Genomic DNA, 18,637 nt, shown 5'->3' with positions numbered 1-18,637 from the left:
GGACCCGGCCGGGCTGTCAGCGCCAGCGGTCGGCGAAGTCTGCGGGCAGCAGCAGGTTGTGGCGGCCCAGATCCTTGACGTTGCGCTCGCCGCAAAGCGCCATGGTGATGTCCAGCTCCTTGTGGATCACCTCAAGGGCCCGCGTCACCCCGGCCTCGCCCATGGCGCCCAGACCGTAGACAAAGGCGCGGCCGATCATGGTGCCCTTGGCGCCGAGGGCCAGCGCCTTCAGCACGTCCTGACCGGAGCGGATGCCGCTGTCGAGATGGACCTCGATCTTGTTCCCCACCGCATCCATGATCTTCGGCAGGGTCCGGATGGAGCTGAGGGCGCCGTCGAGCTGGCGGCCGCCGTGGTTGGACACGACGATGGCATCGGCCCCCACGTCCAGTGCCTTCTTCGCGTCTTCCGCATCCAGAATGCCCTTGAGGATCACCGGGCCGTCCCACCACTTGCGGAACTCGCGAATGCGGTCCCAGTCCAGCGACGGGTCGAAGGATTCCGCCGTCCAGGTGCTGAGTGAGGAGGGATTGGTCACGCCCTTGGCATGGCCGACGATGTTGCCGAAGAAGCGCCGTTTGGTCTGCAGCATTTCCAGGCCCCAGGGCACCTTGGTGGCCAGGTTCAGGATCGAGGAGGGCGTCAGCTTCGGGGGGGCGCTGAGCCCGTTCTTCAGATCCTTGTGGCGCTGGCCCAGCACCTGCAGATCGACAGTGATCACCAGCGCCGAGCATTTGGCCGCCTTGGCGCGGTCAAACAGGCGGCGCATGAAATCGTCGTCCTTCAGGGTATAGACCTGAAACCAGAACGGCTTGCTGGTGTGCTCTGCCACGTCCTCGATGGAACAGATCGACATGGTGGACAGGGTGAAGGGCACACCGAATTTTTCGGCCGCGCGCGCGGCCTTGATCTCGCCGTCGGCAGACTGCATGCCGCAGAGCCCGACCGGGGCCAGCGCCACGGGCATGGTGCAGTCCTGCCCAGCCATCTGCGATGCGGTGCTGCGGCCTGCCATGTCGACAGCCACACGCTGGCGCAGGCGGATCTCGTCAAAGTCCGAGGAGTTCTCGCGGAATGTCTGTCCGGTCCAGCTGCCGGTCTCCGCATAGTCGTAGAACATCCTTGGCACACGGCGCTTGTACAGCCGCTTGAGGTCTTCGATCTCGGTAATGATGGGCATGCTTTCAGATCCTTCCCAAGGTGGCGGGACTGCGGTCCGGGTTTCACGTCTGGCGGGCGGCCGCCGGTTTGGCTGATGATTTGGCCTTGGCGCGCCGGGGTTTCGGCAGGCTGGCAATGCGCTGATCAAGCCTGAGGTTCGACAGGGCGCTGCGGGCGCCTTCCTGCCCGGCCTCCGTCAGCGCGCGGCGCACAAAGGCAATGTGTGCTTCTGCGGCCTGCCGCGCGCCTTCGCTGTCGCCGGCGGTCACTTTGGCGAGGATGGTCCGGTGCTGGTCCAGCAGCGCCTCGCGGGCGCCGGGATGGCGGAAGAGCTTTTGCTGGCTGAAGTAGACGCCGGTTTCCAGCAGGCGGTAGCAGGCCCTGAGCGTGTGCAGCAGGATCATGTTATGGGCAGCTTCACCGATCGCCTGATGAAACTCCACGTCAAGCCGCGCCTCGGCCTCATGGTCTTCCGCCTCGAAGGCAGCGGCCATGGCTTCGACAATGCGCGTCAGCAGGGCGTGATCGGCAGCGGTAGACCTTGCCGCTGCCTTGGCTGCTGCAAGGCCTTCAATGTCGCTGCGGAAGTCGAGATAGTCCTCAATGGCGGCAGGATGGCGGGCGATGAGATCCACCAGCGCTTCAGAAAACACCGAACCGGTCAGGTCGGCCACATAGGTGCCGCCGCCCTGGCGGCTCACCACAAGCCCGCGCTCTTCCAGCGTCTTCAGGGCCTCACGCAGGATCGGCCGCGACACATCCACCAGATCCACCAGCTCCCGCTCGGGCGGCAGCCGGTCGGCCGGGCGCAGCACGCCATTGAGGATCAGAAGCTCGATCTGATCCACCACGGCATCGGCGGTACGGGCATGATTGACCTTGGCGAACATGCGGCACCCCTTTCTCTTGCGATAATTGGTCAAATTTTTTGTCCAATTGCAAGTTCTACCTTTGCATGAGCCCTTACATTGTGTCGCAGCTTGCCTCCGTCGCAATTTTGCGCATGACAGATGCGAGGATCCTGCGCCACTTTGAGGCAGGAAGACGGGGGCAAGAATGAACGCGGACGCAAACACGCAGCAGACCGGTGGCTTGCTGCCATTCGGCAAGCATCACCTGAGGGCGGCCGTGCTGGGCGAGCTTCATGCCCGCCCGTTCCGCGCGCTGGAAAGCCCGCGCATCCTGCTGCATTACGCCTTCACCTGTGATTCTCAGGCCATCCGGGATGACCGGATCTGGTTTGCCGATCTCTGCCGCAGCCAGGGCGTCAAGGGGCCGGGGGAGAGCGACCGCTCGCATGTTCTGCCGATGGCGGGTGGCTCCCTGCGCTGGGAGCAGCATTCGGAATTCATCACCTACACCTTTGACGTGGCACCGGATGGCGGGCATCCCTTCGGGCGGATTCCCGCCGGTCATCCCTTCGGATCGGGCTTCCGGGCTCCGGGGCCGATGCTGGTGGCGGCAAGGCTGGATGTCGTGCCGGAAAATGGTCACGACGAGGCTGCGCTGGCCCGGTGGTTCGACCGGGCAAGCCTGGCCGCTCTCCAATCCGAGGAGGGGCGGGCCGTCGCCATGACGGATTTCCGGCAGGACGGCGAGGGGCTAACGCGTATTCTGCTCATCGACAGGGGCATGGCGCCCAGCCAGACCGGCGCGCTGGCGCAGCGTCTCATCGAGGTGGAAACCTACCGCACGCTCGCACTGCTTGGCCTGCCCATGGCCACGGAGCTCTCGCCGGATGTCCGGCGGATCGAGGAGGAGCTTGTGCAGCTGACCGGGGAGATGCGCGGGGCGTCGGACATGGACAGCAACCGCCACCTGCTGGAGCGTCTCTCCGATCTGGCGGCGGATCTGGAGGCGGGCGCGGCCGCCAGCGCCTACCGCTTCGGGGCGAGCCGTGCCTATCACAGCATTCTCAAGGCACGGCTGGAGACCATCGAGGAAGCCCCGGTTCCTGGCTATCTCGGGCTGGCTTCCTTTCTCGCACGCCGGATTGCCCCGGCCATGCGCACCATCGAGTCGGTGGAGAACCGGCAGATCAACCTGTCACGCAAACTTGCCCGCGCCACGACGCTGCTGCGCACGCGGGTGGATGTGGACATGGAACGCCAGAACCGGGATCTGCTCGATTCCATGAACCGCCGCGCCCGGCTGCAACTGCGCCTGCAACAGACGGTGGAGGGGCTCTCGGTGGCCGCCGTCAGCTATTATGTGGTGGGGCTTGTGGGCTATCTCGCCAAGGGTCTGAAGGAAGCGGGTGTGCCCATGCCCGACCCGGGACTGGTCTCGGGGATGTCGGTGCCGCTGGTGCTGCTCGCTGTCTGGTGGACCGTCCGCCGCATCCGGGCGCATCACACGGATACAGGGGAGCCGCATTGAGGGGGTGGGTGAAGCAGTGCGCTCAAAACAACAATACCGTCATGCCATGACTTGATCATGGCATCCATCCCGTTGCTTACAAGTAAAGATGTTATATCATGTGCCGAGTTAGTTGTTGTGTATCGGCATGGATGCCATGGTCGAGCCATGGCATGACGAAAGTATCGGATTTTTACTGAAAAATATCTTCATGAAAACGCAAAAGGCCGGGCGCTGGGCCCGGCCTTTCAAGTCCGCAGATACGGATCACTTGGTTGAACCGTCCTCGTTGAACTGGTTCATGTAGGCGATCACGTCGAGGACTTCCTGATCCTTCTTGAGACCGGCAAAAGCCATCTTCGTCTTTGGGATCAAACCTTTCGGGTTGGCCAGATAGGTGTGCAGGGTCTCTGCGTCCCACACCTTGCCACCGGCACCGAACTCGGTCATGGCCGGAGAGTATTTGAACTCGGCAATCGCGGCGACCGGGCGCCCGACGATGCCGTTCAGTTCCGGCCCGACCTTGTTCTTGGCACTCGCGCCAACTTCATGGCAGGCCATGCACTTCTTGAAGACCTTTTCGCCCGCAGCGGCATCGCCGTCTGCACGTGCCCCAGTCGCCGCAGCAGCCAGCATGGCTGCAGCAAGCACTACATATTTCATCGCGTTTCTCCCTCAGTCACGGCCGCCAAGCCGGTCACAGAGAAGATATTCTACTCTTTTCAAGCTGCAAGCGGGTGCGTCACTGTGGCTCATACGCAGAGCTACGCCGTCAGCCCGCCGCGCGTTCCATGCTGCCGAGCCAGCCGGACAGGCCCTCGTCCCAATAGGGCTGCGGGCCGTAGAGCTGGGCCAGAAAGTCGATGAAAACCCGCACCTTGGCCGGCAGGAAGCGCCGGGTGGGATAGACCGCATGCAGGCCCACGTCCTTGGAGGCGCGGTATTGGGGCAGGACGATCTGCAGCTTGCCCTCGCGCAGTTCCGGCCCCACGTCCCAGGTGGAGCGCAGCGCAATGCCGACGCCGGCCAGCACCGCTTCGCGCACCACCTCGCTGGAATTGGTGCGCAAGGGAGCGTCCGTCTTGACGATTTCCAGGCCACGCGGCCCCATCAGCCGCCAGGGATCCTGCGCGGCAGCAGCAACCCGGACGTGGTTCTCGACGAGATCATCGATGCTCTTCGGCTCGCCATGCCGCTCGATATAGGAGGGAGAGGCACAGAGCACCCGGTGCACGGGCGCAAGGCGCCGGGCAACAAGGCTGGAATCGGACAGTTCGGCAATGCGGATGGCGAGATCATAGCCGTCACCGACGATGTCGACGAACTCGTCCGACAGGTCGAGGCTGACATAAAGGTCCGGATTGGCTTCGAGAAAACGGGCGAGATAAGGCGCCACGTGCATGCGGCCGAAGGATGTGGGCGCACTGACCTTCAGCGTGCCGCGCGCCTGCGCCGATCCCCGTGTCACAAAGGTTTCGGCTTCCTCGACCGAGGCAAGAATGGCGAGAACCCGGTCATAGAAGCCATGGCCGGCCTCTGTGAGGGCAATCTGCCGGGTGGTGCGTTGCAGAAGGCGGGTGCCGAGCTTGTCTTCCAGCCGGCGGATGCGTTTCGACACGACGGCAGGGGAAAGCCCCATCTCCCGTCCTGCGGCCGACATGCTGCCGGCTGTGACGACCCGGGCGAAGATTTCCATATCGGTCAGATTGCTCATTTTATTCCCGCCGGAAAGAGAGCTAGTAAGGGACCGGATATTCCGCTTGCGCCGGTTTTTTGCCAGACTGCCTTTCCGTAAGGCTGACAGAAGGCATTTCCGGGGCGGTGGAGCCGGTCCGTTTGCTGTCTTACGGGCAGGAGGGCAAGAATGGATCACATTTTTGCCGGAGAGGAGAGAAAATGGCCGGACTTGCCATGCCGCAGCCGGATGGCGCCGTTCTGGCGCGCCGGGCGGAGATCGTTTCCGCGCTTCAGGCCATCGTGCCGGGAGAGGGTGTGATTGCCGATGACACCGGCATGCGCCCCTATGAGACCGATGCGCTGACCGCCTACCGCCAGATGCCGCTGATCGTCGTGCTGCCGGAAACGGTGGAGCAGGTCGCGGCCGTCCTGCGCTACTGCTATGACAACGGCGTCAAGGTGGTGCCGCGCGGCGCCGGCACCTCGCTCTCCGGCGGTGCGCTGCCGGTGGCCGATGGCGTGCTGATGTCGATGATGAAGTTCAACCGCATCCTCGATATCGACTTTCCCAACCGTGCCGTCACTGTCCAGCCCGGCGTGACCAACCTTGGCATCACCCGCGCCGTGGAGCACGAGGGCTTCTATTACGCGCCGGACCCGTCCTCGCAGATCGCCTGTTCCATCGGCGGCAACATCGCGGAGAATTCCGGCGGCGTGCACAGCCTGAAATATGGCCTCACCACCAACAACGTGCTTGGTCTCGAAATGGTGCTGGTGACGGGTGAGGTCATCCGGCTTGGCGGCAAGCATCTGGATGCGGAAGGCTATGATTTTCTGGCCATGATGACAGGCTCCGAAGGGCTGCTGGGCGTGGTGACCGAAGTGACCGTTCGCATCCTGCAGAAGCCGGAAACGGCCCGTGCCGCGCTGGTCGGCTTCTCTGCTACCGAAGATGCCGGGCGCTGCGTGGCCGATATCATCGCCGCCGGCATTATCCCCGGCGGGCTGGAGATGATGGACAAGCTGGCGCTGGAAGCGGCGGAGGATTTCGTCCATGCCGGCTATCCGCGCGAGGCCGAGGCGCTGCTGATCGTGGAACTGGACGGCCCCGAGGCGGAGGTGGACTATCTGCTGGCCCGCGTGGAGGAAATCGCCCGCGCCAACAACTCCGGCTATCTGCGCGTTTCGACGAGCGAAGAGGAGCGGATGGTGTTCTGGGCCGGGCGCAAGGCGGCTTTCCCGGCGGTGGGGCGCATTTCGCCGGACTATCTGTGCATGGACGGCACCATTCCCCGGCGCGAGCTGCCGCGTGTGCTGGCCGGCATGCGGGCGCTGTCGGAGAAGCATGGGCTCAGGGTCGCCAACGTGTTCCACGCCGGAGACGGCAACCTGCATCCGCTGATCCTTTATGATGCCAATCTGCCGGGCGAACTGGAGGCTGCCGAGGCCTTCGGCGCCGACATCCTGCGGCTTTGCGTCGAGGTGGGGGGCGTGCTGACCGGCGAGCATGGCGTCGGCATCGAAAAACGCGACCTGATGCCGGAGATGTTCTCCGAGGATGACCTGCGCCAGCAGCAGAGGGTCAAATGCGCCTTTGACGAGCGCCAGCTTCTCAATCCCGGCAAGGTCTTCCCCGTGTTGCACCGTTGCGCCGAGCTTGGCCGCATGCATGTGCACAAGGGGCAGATGCCCTTCCCGGACATTCCGCGTTTCTGAGCAGGTGGAACAGATGACCCCAGACCAGACCACCTTGGCTCCCGGTGCCGCAGCGCTGAAGGCCGTGCGGCCGCGCAATGCGGGAGAATTACGCGATCTTGTGGCCCACGCGGCTGCGGAGGATCTGCCGCTTGAAATCATCGGGCAGGGCTCCAAGCGCGCGCTGGGCCGCCCGGTGCAGGCTGGACTTGTGGCCGACCTGTCAGCCCTGTCCGGCGTCCTCGTCTATGAGCCCGCCGAACTGGTGCTGACAGCGCTGGCGGGCACGCCGCTGGCGGAGATCGAGGCGGCGGTGGCCGCCGCCGGGCAGGAGCTCTCTTTCGAGCCCATGGATTATGGCCCGCTGCTGGGCGGCGTTTCCGCGCAAGGGACCCTGGGCGGAGCACTGGCTGCCAATCTCTCCGGCCCCCGCCGCATCAAGGCGGGCGCTGCCCGTGATCACGTGCTGGGGCTGGAGGCTGTCTCCGGGCGCGGCGAGATCTTCCGGGCCGGCGGCAAGGTGGTGAAGAACGTCACGGGTTACGATCTGCCGCGTGCGCTCTGCGGCTCCTGGGGCACGCTGGCGCTGTCCACCGAACTGACGCTCAAGGTCAATCCACGGGCGGAAATCAGCGTGAGCCTGCTGATCGAGGGACTGGACGATGCCACGGCAGTTGCCGCCCTCTGCCGGGCGATGGGAACGCCTGCCGAAGTGTCGGCGGCGGCGCATCTGCCCGAGGGGCTGTTTGCAAGGCTTGGCCTTGCCGGACAGGACCGGGGCCGGGCGGTGACGCTGATCCGGCTGGAGGGCTTCGGCCCCTCTGTCGATTACCGTTTTGCCGCGCTGTCCCGCCTGCTGGCTGAGGTCCTGCCGGGCGGGGCTGCCGTGGAGCGGCTGGAGGATTCAGCCTCCCGTGCCGCCTGGGCCGCGATCCGCGATTGCCAGCCTTTTGCGGGCGGCAGCCTGCCGGTCTGGCGCGTGTCGCTGCCGCCAGCTTCGGGGTCAAGATATCTCGCCAGCCTGAAGCAGAGCATTCCGGTGGAAGCCTTCTATGACTGGAGCGGCGGGCTGGTCTGGCTGCAGTGCCTGGATGGCAATCTGCATGACGTGCCCATCCGTGACGCTCTGGCGGACCACGGCGGCGGCCATGCCATGCTGGTGCGGGCGGATGCGGGCGCGCGCTCCAGCGTGCCTGTGTTCGAGCCGCAGGAGCCTGCGCTTGCGGCGCTGTCGCGCCGGCTCAAGGCCCAGTTCGACCCCAAAGGCATTCTCAATCCCGGCCGTATCGCGCCGGATCTGTGACCCTTGACCCTCAGGTGACGCATGCAGACGAATTTCACCGCCGAACAGCTCGCAGATCCGCATGTGGCCGAATCGGAGAAGATTCTGCGCAAATGCGTGCATTGCGGCTTCTGCACGGCCACTTGCCCCACCTTCACCCTGCTGGGGGATGAGCTGGATAGTCCGCGCGGGCGCATCTACATGATCAAGGACATGCTGGAAAACGGCCGTCCGGCGGATGAGCAGATCGTGCGCCACGTGGACCGCTGCCTGTCGTGCCTCTCCTGCATGACCACCTGTCCGTCTGGCGTGAATTACATGCATCTGGTGGACCATGCCCGTGCCCATATCGAGCAGACCTGGCGGCGCCCGCTGGCTGACCGGCTGATCCGCTCGCTGCTGGCCGCTGTCCTGCCCTATCCTGGCCGCTTCCGGCTGGCGCTGGTGGGGGCCTATATGGGCCGCCCGCTGGCAGGCGCCTTCAAGGCGCTGGGCGGACCCTTTGCCAAGCTGGGCGCGATGCTGTCGCTCGCTCCGGCCAAGGCGCCGGGGCGTGGTCTTTATGAGGCGCCGGGCAACTTCCTGCCGCAGGCGGCGGCGAAGAAGGGCCGGGTTGCCCTGTTGAACGGCTGCGCCCAGCCGGTGCTGGCCCCGTCCATCAACGATGCCACCATCCGCCTGCTGACGCGGGCCGGATATGAGGTGGTGCTGCCCAAGGGCGAAGGCTGCTGCGGCGCGCTGGTGCACCACATGGGCCGGGAGGAGGATGCGATCGCCAACGCCCGGCGCAATGTGGATGTGTGGATGCGCGAGGCAGACGGCGAGGGGCTCGACGCCATCCTCATCACCGCTTCCGGCTGCGGCACGACGATCAAGGACTATGGCTTCATGCTGCGCAATGATCCGGCCTATGCGGAGCGGGCGGCGCAGGTGTCCGGCCTCGCCAAGGACATTACCGAGTTCCTGACCGGCCTCGATCTTGGCGCGCCGGTGCGGCCCGGCGGGCTGACCATCGCCTATCACTCCGCCTGTTCCATGCAGCACGGGCAGAAGATCACCCGCCAGCCGAAGGATCTGCTGAAGGCTGCAGGCTTCACCGTGAAGGATGTGCCGGAGGGGCATCTGTGCTGCGGTTCGGCCGGCACCTACAACATTCTCCAGCCCGAAATCGCCACGCGCCTCAGGGACCGCAAGGTCGCCAACATCCGCAAGACGGTGCCGGATCTGGTGGCTACCGGCAATATCGGCTGCATGACGCAGATCGGAACCGGGATCGATATCCCTGTGGTGCATACGGCGGAATTGCTGGACTGGGCCTATGGCGGGCCCTGTCCGGAAGTGCTGCAGGAAAAGGCGGCAGCAGCCACGCACTGATACCAACTCTCGATGAGCTTGACTCATCGAGAGTTGGTCAAGCCCGTGCGGCGCCTGAGCAATTTCAAGGCATGATGCGTCAGCATCGAAAGCCTTGGTATGAGTCGGCTCAGCTTCCCGGAAGGCCGAGCTGGATGGGCGTGCGGTCCTTCTCCGCTGGCGGCGGCGTCTCGCCTGCAAGGCGGAGCGTGCGTTCCAGCAGCATTTCATAGATCGGCCGCCCGTTCAGTGCATGGGCGGCGAGCGTTGCGGCAGCGCAGGTGACGAGCACCGGCAGCAGCAGCGGATAGGCGCCCGTCAGCTCCAGAACAAGGACGACAGCCACCAGCGGCGCCCGCACAGATGCGGCAAAGAAACCGCCCATCGCGGCAATGGCAAAGGCCTGCACCGGAAGGTCCGCGCCGGGAAGCAGCAGGCTTGCCACAACGCCGAAGGCAAGGCCCGCACAGGTGGCGATGGAGAGCATCGGCGCGAAGATGCCCCCCGGCACACCGATGCTGTAGGACACCAGCGCCCCGGCAAAACGCAGCGCTGTCAGCAGCAGAAGCAGGCCAAGGCCCAGATGATCGGCCGTGACGAAGCTGACCAGCTGGTCACCGCCTCCCGTTGCAAGCGGAAAGGCAATCAGCAGGGCGCCGGTCAGGCCGCCCGCAGCAACAGGCGGCAGCCACCAGAGCCGTTTCGGCAGTTTCTGGATGGCATCGAGACTGGCGAGGACGGCGCTGTTGAAGCCGGTGCCAAGCGCACCCAGCAGCGCGCCGAGCAGGATGAACAGGGGAAAGCTCAGGACGGGGAGAGCGCCGGTTTCGATCTCCAGCGCCGGGCGGGTGCCCAGAAGGCCTTCCACCGTGAGGCCGCTGGCGATGCTGGCGAGGATCACCCCCATATAGGTGCGGTAGCCATAGGGGAACTGGCGGCGGGTTTCTTCCACAATGAAGAGGATGGCTGCGAGTGGGGCCGAGAAGGCCGCAGCAAGACCGGCCGCCGCACCTGCTGCGAGCAATCCGCGCCGGTCATCTGCGGTAAAGCCGAGGCCTTGCGAAATGCCGGCAGCGGCGGCGGCCGACATGTGGATCGTCGGGCCTTCCCGCCCGAGAACGAGCCCGGAGGACAGCGCCAGCAGCCCGCCGGTAAACTTCGCCACGAGAACCCGGAGCCAGCGCATGGGCCGCAAGCCCTCCATGGCCCCTTCCACTTCCTGAATGCCGCTGCCCGCAGCTTCCGGCGCGATGCGGCGCACGATCAGGGCGGCAAGGAGTGCGGCAAGGGCGGAGATGGCGGCCGTCATGAGGCCCGAGAGCAGCGGGGCCGTCACCGCCAGGCGCAGATCGCGGTACAGGCTGGAGAGGGCATCCACGCCGAGATGAAAGGCCGTGCCAGCCAGCCCGCCGGAGATGCCCGCAGCAACGGCTGCCAGCAGATAGACCGCGCCCGCATGGGGAGCGGCAGAGCGCCGGGATCTGGAGAAGGGGAACATGGCCGGGATCTTTCGCGTCAAACGGCAGCAGCCCCGTTCCCGGGGCCGCGCCGCCAGATCAGATGACGATCACCGTCGCACCGACGCCGACGCGCTCGTAAAGGTCGGTCACGTCCTCGTTGCGCATGCGGATACAGCCGGAGGACACCGCATGGCCGATGCTCCAGGGCTCGTTCGAGCCGTGAATGCGGTAGAGCGAAGAGCCCAGATAGAGCGCCCGGGCGCCCAGCGGGTTGTTTGGCCCGCCCGCCATGAAGGTGGGCAGTTCCGGGCGGCGCTTGCGCATGGAAGCTGGCGGGCGCCAGTCCGGCCATTCCGCCTTGCGGGTGACCTTGTGGGTGCCGGCCCACTCAAAGCCCGGCTTGCCGACGCCGATGCCATAGCGGCGTGCTGTCCCGCCCGCCTGCACCAGATAGAGATAGCGGGTGTTGGTATCCACCACGATCGTGCCCGGCTTGTGGGGGCCGGTGTAGTCCACCACGGCAGGCAGGAATTTCGGGTCGATCTGGCGGGTGGCCTGCGGTGCCTTGCGGGCAGGCTCGGTATGGGCCAGCTGCACGGGGGCAGGCTGCCTGCTGCTGAAGGAGAACCAGCTCTGCTGCGGCGGCTGCGGCCTTGGCGGCTGAATGCCGTGGGGGCGCAGCTGCAGCAGCCAGGGTTCTGCCAGATCCGGGCTCAGGATCACCGGCGGCGGGGTGGCACGGCCGGCACTCTGGGCCATGGCGCTTGGTGTGGCCGCGGGCACCAGTGCAAGGGCACTGAGAAGCCCGGCGGCAGTCAGGGTCCGTATCCGCTTCATTGGCGTTACTCGCAAACAGATAGCCTTCAAGCCGGAGACCGGCATTCGTTCAAATTTTAGGTATCTGACCGCGTGGAAAGGGTGAACGGCGCGCCAACCAGTCCGGCAATCTGGAATCAAGGTAAAGGAACGGTTTGCGGATATGGTGAACGGCTGGTTACCCGGCCGGATGCGAGGGGCCTGATGGCTCAGGGCTGGATCCGCCGCCGGGCGTCCCGCACGACCACCGGCAGCACCTTCTCTGCCTCGGAAGGGGACATGCCGGGCTTGATGCGCGGGTCATAGAGCATGTTCAGGATAAGCTGGTCGAAAACGGTGAAGCGGTTGTGGCGTGAGCTGTCGTTGAAGACCGAATGCACAAGCCGGTCATCATCATTCATGGGGCCGAGCCCCTGCAGCAGCTCTTCCACCAGACAGCGGCGGAACAGGAAGTCGCCCTCATCGGAAACAATGACGGCGCGGGAGTTCTTGATGCCCCGGCGCCCGGACTCCACCCGCACAAGGCAGCGGCCCGGCGCATCGGCAGTCATGTCCTTGTAGACCGACTGGCGCACCACGTCCTCATACTGGTGCCGGTCAACGATGTAGACGTCAAAGTTCGGCTCTTCGGTGGCGCTGGCCACCTGGATCGAAATGCCTGCGATCTTGCGGTCCATTTCGGCAATGAAGGCCTCGACTTCGGCCCGGCGGTCCTTGTGCGACAGGCTGAAGATGCGGAAACGGACGGGTTTGGCGAATTTCTTCACCAGGTAGGGCTGCCAGCTCCAGGTGCGGTATTCGAGGCCGAAGACGGTCGCGTTGAAGCCGGTCACAAGTTCCTCTGTGGTGAAGGTATCCGGCTGCGCCACTGCCTTGCCGGCGAGGCTGCCGGCAAGCAGAAGGGCAAGACATGTGATGGAAATGCGCGGCATCTGAAACTGCTTCACCGGGCTGCGGGACCTTCCTGACGCGGCGTTAACCATCCACGCCGGCGGACTTTAATCGTTTGCGCCACAGCTTGAAAACCAAAATCGCATCAATGGCCTGAATCCGTATCATCTGCGCGTTTCAACGGAACCCGGGAACATTTCCTTAAACATCGGCGGATATAAATCAGCCCCAGGATGGGCAATCTCCTACAGTATTTGCGTGATGGCAGGAGCAGTTATGGCGGCGGCAAAACGTGCATTCCGGGTTGAAAGTCTTTTCCGTGATGCGACGGCTGCAGCGCAGCCAGAAAGACTGGAGGAATACCGCCATCAGGAACTGATGGCGGAGATTCGGGCGCTCAAGTCGCTCGTGCAGGGCAACGAGCCTGCAGACAGCAAAACCATCAGCGATCAGGTGCTGAAGGAGTTCCGCAAGGAACTCAATGAAGCTGCCAAGCTGAAGGCTGAACTTGACGCGATCTATGAGGCGATCAACGCCACGAAGAAGGAAATCGCAGCCCTGCACCACACCACCGGGTCGGAAGGTGAGGAGATGGCGCGCGTTTCCAACGAGCTGGATGCCGTTGTCGAGGGCACCGAGGGTGCCACGGAAAGCATTCTGTCCGCTGCCGAGTTCATCGACGAGACCGCCAACACCCTGTCGGCCCGCGTGAGCGGCCATGACCGTGAAATGGCGCAGGATATCCAGGAAAAGGTCATCCTGATTTTTGAAGCCTGTAACTTCCAGGATCTGACCGGCCAGCGCATCACCAAGGTCATCAATACCCTGCGCTTCATTGAAGAGCGCATCATCGACATGATGAACATCTGGGGCGGTATCGAGAGCTTCAACGATCTTGAGGTCAAGATGCGGGCGCAGGCCGAGGGCGACGCCGCTCTACTCAACGGCCCCTCGCTCAAGTCCGACATGGATGTGGCCACCCAGGACGACATCGACGCCCTGTTCGCCTGATCCTTCCGGGCTTCACAAGATCACAAAGCCGGCCTTCGCGCCGGCTTTTCTGTTTGCGGCGCGGATGAAAAGCATATAGAACAAAAAAAGAACAAAAATCCCAGATGCGGGAGGCAGGAATGGATGGTCTGATCGAGGGGCCGGATGGCCAGCACCGCTGCAAGTGGTATGGCGGGCTGGAGGATTACCGCATCTATCACGATGAGGAATGGGGCTGGCCCGTCACGGATGATCACCGCCTGTTCGAGAAGATCTGCCTCGAAGGCTTCCAGTCCGGCCTGTCCTGGCTGACGATCCTGCGCAAGCGTGAAGGCTTCCGCGCGGCTTTTGCCGGGTTTGATTTCAACAAGGTGGCGGAGTTCGGCGATGAGGACATTGCCCGCTGCCTTGCCGACACCGGGATCGTGCGCCACCGTGGCAAGATCGTCTCCACGATCAACAACGCCCGGCGCGCCATCGAGCTGAAGTCCGAATTCGGTTCCCTTGCCGCCTATTTCTGGCGTTTCGAGCCGAAGCCGGAGGCGCGTCCCTTGCGCTGTGACCGGGCGACGCTGTCGCAGATCACCCAGTCAGCGGAAAGTGTGGCCCTGTCCAAGGATCTCAAGAAGCGCGGCTGGAGTTTTGTCGGGCCAACCACCGTCTATGCCTTCATGCAGGCGATGGGCCTTGTGAACGATCACCTCGAAGGCTGCTGCCGCCGTGCGCCGCTGGAAGCACACCGTGCCACATTCGCGCGGCCGGTTGCCATGCCAGCCTGATCCGCCGGGCAGCTTTCAGCGTACATCTCATACTGTGAAGCTGTTGCAGAAGCGGTTGCCGGTGCCGCAACCCCCCGCGCGGCGCACCGGTCTTCCCCCGATGAGACTGGCCGCCTTGCGCTCTCTAGCCCGCAAGGCGGCCATTTTTCAGGGTCTCACCTTTTCCGCCAGCGGATCGAACAGGCGGTTGGTGCTGCGGAAGATGTAGTCCGGCGTCTCGACGCTGACCGTCTGGGCGCCATGCTCGATCAGCTTCTGCGCACAGTCGGCCACCTGATCCTTGGGGCAGAGCAGGGCGAGAACCGTTTCGTCGGTCGGATGGCCGAAGGCCAGTTCAGCCCCCAGCGGCAGCACGGCCTTCACCGCGCCGCGCGGATCGGTGACGAGCGCCCGGACGATGCGCAGGCCCCTTGCGGTTTCTTCAGCCGCCACCCGGTCCAGAATGGTGCGGGCTGCTCCCAGTGCCGTGCCGCTCCAGTCCGCCTTCAGCGAAGCGACCAGATGGGCCTGGCTCTTCAGGATGACGCCGTCTTTCAGGATCTTCAGCGCGTTGGCTTCCAGCGTCGAGCCGGTGGTGGTGATATCGACGATGAGTTCCGCAGAGCCGGCCGCTGGCGCGCCTTCCGTGGCGCCGGCGCTTTCAACGATGCGGTAATCGGCGATGCCCTGACGGGCGAAGAAGGCGCGGGTCAGGTTCACATATTTGGTCGCCACCCGCAGGCTGCGGCCATGGCGGGCGCGGAAGTCGGAGGCCACATCGCCAAGGTCGGCCATGGTCTCCACGTCGATCCAGGCCTTGGGCACGGCGACGACAACATCCGCCGGGCCGAAGCCGAGCGGGGTGACGACATGCACGAGGCGCTCCGGCGCGGCGATGCTTTCATGCACCAGATCCAGCCCGGTGATGCCGAAGTGGATGGTGCCTTCCGCCAGTTCGCGGGCGATTTCGGAAGCGGAGAGGAAGGCGATTTCCGCATCCTCCAGCCCCTTGATGGCGCCGCGGTAATTGCGGTCGCCGCCCGGCTGGACGATGCGCAAGCCGCTGGCGGCGAAGAACTCGGAGGTCTTTTCCTGCAGGCGGCCCTTGGAGGGAATGCCGATGATCAGACGGGTCATGCGCGAGCCTCCACAACGGTCTGCAGCCGGTCCAGCCACAGCGAGAAGCCGACGGCGGGCACCTCGTGCGGGGCGCCCAGCAGGCGCAGCAGCTTGTCATAGCGCCCGCCGCCGACGATCTGCCCCGGCAGGTCATGGCCTGCAGCGGTCATCTCGAAGACGAAGCCGGTATAATAGTCGAGGCGGCGGCCGAAATCAGCGGCAAACTGCATGCGCGAGGCGGCAAGGCCGTGGGCGTTGATGGCCGCAAGCCGGGCCTCGAAGGCCGCCAGCGGGCCGGAAAGGTCCAGGCCATGACGGCTGGCGAAGGCCTTCAGCTCGCCAAGCGCCACATCCGGCTGGCCCTTGATGGCAAGATAGTCGCGCAAGGTGGCCGCCGCACCGGCATTGGCGCCCGAGCCGTTGGCAAGGGCGGCCTGCTCCAGAAAGCGCTCGGCAATCTCGCTGGCGCTGCGCCCGGCCACGGCGGTGATGCCGGCGATGGACAGAAGATCGGTGACCACCTGCTGCGCGGCTTCATGATTGGCGCCGTCGAGTGCGGCGAGGAAGCCGAGGCGGGTGGCGCTGTCATCCTGCACGCCTTCGCCGCCCATGCGGGCGATGGCCGCGTCCAGCCGGGCCGTCTCACCAAACAGGCCGCGCAGGCGGCGTTGCCACACCACGGGCAGGTTCAGCCCGGCAAGAACGGCGGTGAAGAGCGTTTCGTCGCCGATGCGGATCACCGGATCGCTGATGCCAAGGTCGGCCAGCACGCCGGTCGCCAGCGCCAGCATGGCGGCATCCGCCTGTTCCCGGTCGGAGCGGCCAAGGCTTTCGGCACCCACTTGCGGGATTTCGCCAATGCCGCCGGGGCGCTGGCGGAACACGGGGCCCGCGTAGCAATAGTCATCGCGCCGGTTGGCCGGTTCGCTTTCGAGGTGCTGGCGGCAAACGGGAATGGTGAAATCCGGGCGCAGGCACAGCTCCGGCCCATCGGCACCGTTTGTCAGGAACAGGCGGCGGCGGATGTCCTCGCCCACCAGATCCAGAAACGTGTCCGCAGGCTGCAGGATCGGCGGGTCGATGCGCGTATGCCCGGCGGCCTGCAGCCGCGCCAGTGCGGTTGCGGCCAGCCGTGCGGTGCCGGCATCAGCCCCTGATCCGTTTGCTGCGGTGCTTCCCGTCATCGTCCTGTCCTCAGCTTGCCGCGCGGGCGCGGTCTTCGGCCTGCCCGGCCAGCATGCGCTTCACGGTTTCCACCAGCTCGCCTGCTGCCACCGTCACCTGGGCCGGGCGGCTTTCGCGCCATGTTACATTGTCGGTTATTTCACCTGAAAGACGCTTGCCCTCGATCAGGTCCTTGATCTGGATTTCGCCATTGGCGCGCTCATCGGAACCTTGAATGATGGCCAGCGGACAGCCGCGCTTGTCGGCATATTTCAGCTGGTTGCCGAACTTCTTCCAGTTGCCCTGATACATCTCGGCGCGGATGCCTGCCTGCCGCAGCTGCTGGGTCATGGCCTGATAGCTGGCCATGGCGTCTGCATCGCCGTCCATGACGGTGACGAGAACCGGCGGCAGTGTCTCGCTGCCTTCCAGTTTGCCGAGGTTCTTCAGCGCGCTCATCAGGCGCGACACGCCGATGGAAAAGCCCGTGGCCGGAACATCGCGGCCGGTGAAGCGCTTCACCAGACCATCATAACGCCCGCCGCCGCCAACGGAGCCGAACTGCACCACCTCACCCTTTTCATTGGTGACGGGGAACAGCAGTTCCGCCTCATAGACGGGGCCGGTGTAATATTCGAGGCCGCGCACGACGGAGGTGTCGATCTTGATGCGCTCGGCACCATAGCCCGCAGCGCGGACGAGGCCGGAGATGGCGCGCAGCTCCGAGAAGCCATCGTGCAGCGCGGCATTGAAGGGCAGGGCCGCCAGAGCCGGGGTCTTGAAGGCGAGGTCCTCGCCATCAGCGAGCAGGGCTTCCAGCGAACCGCCTTCCAGAATTTCGAGGATGGCGGCGATGGCAGCATCCGCAAGCCCGGCGCCCTTGGTGAAGTCGCCGCTCTCGTCCTTGCGCCCGGCGCCCAGCAGCAGGCGCACGCCTTCGCTGCCGAACTTGTCGAACTTGTCCATGGCGCGCAGCACGGTCAGGCGCTGTTCGCCATCCGTCTCGCCGCCAAGGCCGATGGCTTCGAGCACACCGTCCAGAACCTTGCGGTTGTTGACGCGCACCACATACTGGCCCTTCAGCCCAAGGGCCTCCAGCGTGTCGGCGAACATCATGCACATTTCCGCGTCCGCCCCGACGCCCGGTGCGCCAACGCTGTCGGCGTCGAACTGCATGAATTGGCGGAAGCGGCCGGGGCCGGGCTTTTCGTTGCGGAACACCCAGCCCGCCCGGTAGCTGCGGAACGGCAGCTGGATCTCGTTGATGTGCTCGGCGACATGGCGCGCGAGCGGGGCCGTCAGGTCATAGCGCAGGCTCAGCCACTGCTCGTCGTCATCCTGCACGGAGAAGACGCCCGCATTCGGCCGGTCCGTATCGGGCAGGAACTTGCCGAGGCAGTCGGTGTATTCGAACATCGGCGTCTCGACCGGATCAAACCCGTAAAGCTCGTAGACCGCCTTGATCTTCGCGACCATTTCTTCCGTGGCGCGGATATCCGCTGCCGAACGGTCAACAAAGCCGCGCGGCAGCCGCGCCTTCAGTTTCTGGGTCTTCGGATTTGACATGGAACAGGCTGCTTTCCGGGATGCTGTGCAACAGGCTTGCGGTCATGTCCAGCGGCTTTCATGCCCCTGAAACGGCTGGCTGTTTCCTAGACGAAACCAGCCCGCCGGGCAAGGCATTGGGCGGGGAGGCGGGCGGTGCCTGTTTTCAGGCTGCACGCCCTATTCCTGTGGTGGGCGGCGTTTGAAATGGATGGCAGGGGAAAAAGGCTGTTTGCCCTGCACAGCACGGCGGTTCAGTTCCCCTCCCCCTTGAGGCTACCGGATTCACATATCAGGTTCGGACATCGTCCGCAGTGATGCATCTGCTCTGTGACAGGGTCTCCCCTTACCCCTCCCCCTCGTGGGGA

Annotated in this window: 16 protein-coding genes; 6 read left to right on the top strand and 10 right to left on the bottom strand. The window is 64.8% G+C overall.

Annotated elements, in window-relative coordinates; all coding sequences use genetic code 11:
• Window positions 1-16: 16 nt before the first annotated feature.
• Window positions 17-1,180 (bottom strand): alpha-hydroxy acid oxidase, encoded by a 1,164-nt coding sequence (locus tag AC0CMF_RS20675; RefSeq protein WP_374629759.1) that lies wholly within the window; start codon window positions 1,178-1,180, stop codon window positions 17-19.
• 43 nt (window positions 1,181-1,223) lie between these two features.
• On the bottom strand, window positions 1,224-2,051 hold the full coding sequence (locus tag AC0CMF_RS20670; protein ID WP_374629760.1) for a FadR/GntR family transcriptional regulator: 828 nt from the start codon (window positions 2,049-2,051) through the stop codon (window positions 1,224-1,226).
• Between the two features lie 166 nt (window positions 2,052-2,217).
• Between AC0CMF_RS20670 and AC0CMF_RS20665 the strand changes: the two genes are divergently transcribed.
• On the top strand, window positions 2,218-3,540 hold the full coding sequence (locus AC0CMF_RS20665) for a DUF3422 family protein (protein WP_050472043.1): 1,323 nt from the start codon (window positions 2,218-2,220) through the stop codon (window positions 3,538-3,540).
• A 246-nt stretch (window positions 3,541-3,786) separates the two neighbouring features.
• Here AC0CMF_RS20665 and AC0CMF_RS20660 read toward each other — a convergent pair whose 3' ends face one another.
• A complete protein-coding gene (locus AC0CMF_RS20660; protein WP_050472042.1) occupies window positions 3,787-4,182 on the bottom strand; it encodes a c-type cytochrome in 396 nt (131 codons plus the stop codon).
• 109 nt (window positions 4,183-4,291) lie between these two features.
• Window positions 4,292-5,233 (bottom strand): LysR family transcriptional regulator, encoded by a 942-nt coding sequence (locus AC0CMF_RS20655; RefSeq protein ID WP_119396599.1) that lies wholly within the window; start codon window positions 5,231-5,233, stop codon window positions 4,292-4,294.
• A 182-nt stretch (window positions 5,234-5,415) separates the two neighbouring features.
• Here AC0CMF_RS20655 and AC0CMF_RS20650 point away from each other — a divergent pair, with 182 nt between their 5' ends.
• From AC0CMF_RS20650 to glcF, 3 genes are read left to right on the top strand one after another with little or no spacing between them, the layout of a single operon-like run.
• On the top strand, window positions 5,416-6,912 hold the full coding sequence (locus tag AC0CMF_RS20650) for an FAD-linked oxidase C-terminal domain-containing protein (RefSeq protein ID WP_374629761.1): 1,497 nt from the start codon (window positions 5,416-5,418) through the stop codon (window positions 6,910-6,912).
• 13 nt (window positions 6,913-6,925) lie between these two features.
• The gene (gene glcE, locus AC0CMF_RS20645) at window positions 6,926-8,194 is read left to right on the top strand and encodes a glycolate oxidase subunit GlcE (RefSeq protein ID WP_374629762.1); all 1,269 of its coding nucleotides are present in this window, start codon (window positions 6,926-6,928) and stop codon (window positions 8,192-8,194) included.
• Window positions 8,195-8,215: 21 nt separating this feature from the next.
• Window positions 8,216-9,547, top strand: coding sequence for a glycolate oxidase subunit GlcF (glcF, locus tag AC0CMF_RS20640; RefSeq protein ID WP_374629763.1), 1,332 nt, complete (start codon window positions 8,216-8,218; stop codon window positions 9,545-9,547).
• Window positions 9,548-9,656: 109 nt separating this feature from the next.
• On the opposite strand, the gene clcA is transcribed toward glcF, so the two are convergent.
• The 3 genes from clcA to AC0CMF_RS20625 form a co-directional block, all read right to left on the bottom strand.
• Window positions 9,657-11,045 (bottom strand): H(+)/Cl(-) exchange transporter ClcA, encoded by a 1,389-nt coding sequence (clcA, locus tag AC0CMF_RS20635; protein ID WP_374629764.1) that lies wholly within the window; start codon window positions 11,043-11,045, stop codon window positions 9,657-9,659.
• Between the two features lie 37 nt (window positions 11,046-11,082).
• Window positions 11,083-11,823, bottom strand: coding sequence for a L,D-transpeptidase (locus AC0CMF_RS20630; protein ID WP_374629765.1), 741 nt, complete (start codon window positions 11,821-11,823; stop codon window positions 11,083-11,085).
• 188 nt (window positions 11,824-12,011) lie between these two features.
• On the bottom strand, window positions 12,012-12,734 hold the full coding sequence (locus tag AC0CMF_RS20625; RefSeq protein ID WP_058900507.1) for a DUF2927 domain-containing protein: 723 nt from the start codon (window positions 12,732-12,734) through the stop codon (window positions 12,012-12,014).
• 235 nt (window positions 12,735-12,969) lie between these two features.
• Here AC0CMF_RS20625 and AC0CMF_RS20620 point away from each other — a divergent pair, with 235 nt between their 5' ends.
• Both AC0CMF_RS20620 and AC0CMF_RS20615 read left to right on the top strand, forming a co-directional pair.
• Window positions 12,970-13,704 (top strand): protein phosphatase CheZ, encoded by a 735-nt coding sequence (locus tag AC0CMF_RS20620; protein WP_374629766.1) that lies wholly within the window; start codon window positions 12,970-12,972, stop codon window positions 13,702-13,704.
• Between the two features lie 119 nt (window positions 13,705-13,823).
• The gene (locus AC0CMF_RS20615; RefSeq protein WP_374629767.1) at window positions 13,824-14,462 is read left to right on the top strand and encodes a DNA-3-methyladenine glycosylase I; all 639 of its coding nucleotides are present in this window, start codon (window positions 13,824-13,826) and stop codon (window positions 14,460-14,462) included.
• Between the two features lie 147 nt (window positions 14,463-14,609).
• Here the strand turns inward: AC0CMF_RS20615 and hisG are convergent, their stop codons facing one another.
• Genes hisG through hisS form a run of 3 tightly spaced genes read right to left on the bottom strand, consistent with a single transcriptional unit; the run spans window position 14,610 to window position 18,290 of the window.
• The gene (gene hisG, locus AC0CMF_RS20610) at window positions 14,610-15,578 is read right to left on the bottom strand and encodes an ATP phosphoribosyltransferase (protein WP_374629768.1); all 969 of its coding nucleotides are present in this window, start codon (window positions 15,576-15,578) and stop codon (window positions 14,610-14,612) included.
• Complete coding sequence (locus AC0CMF_RS20605) at window positions 15,575-16,744, bottom strand: ATP phosphoribosyltransferase regulatory subunit (protein ID WP_197717576.1); 1,170 nt, start codon at window positions 16,742-16,744, stop codon at window positions 15,575-15,577. Before AC0CMF_RS20605 ends, hisG begins: the two co-directional genes overlap by 4 nt.
• A 10-nt stretch (window positions 16,745-16,754) precedes the next feature.
• Window positions 16,755-18,290, bottom strand: a complete 1,536-nt coding sequence (gene hisS, locus AC0CMF_RS20600; RefSeq protein ID WP_374629770.1) for a histidine--tRNA ligase — start codon at window positions 18,288-18,290, stop codon at window positions 16,755-16,757.
• Between the last annotated feature and the right edge of the window lie 347 nt (window positions 18,291-18,637).

Source organism: Pannonibacter sp. CBAS1226 (assembly GCF_055685825.1).
This window is presented reverse-complemented; position numbering and strand designations above follow the sequence as displayed.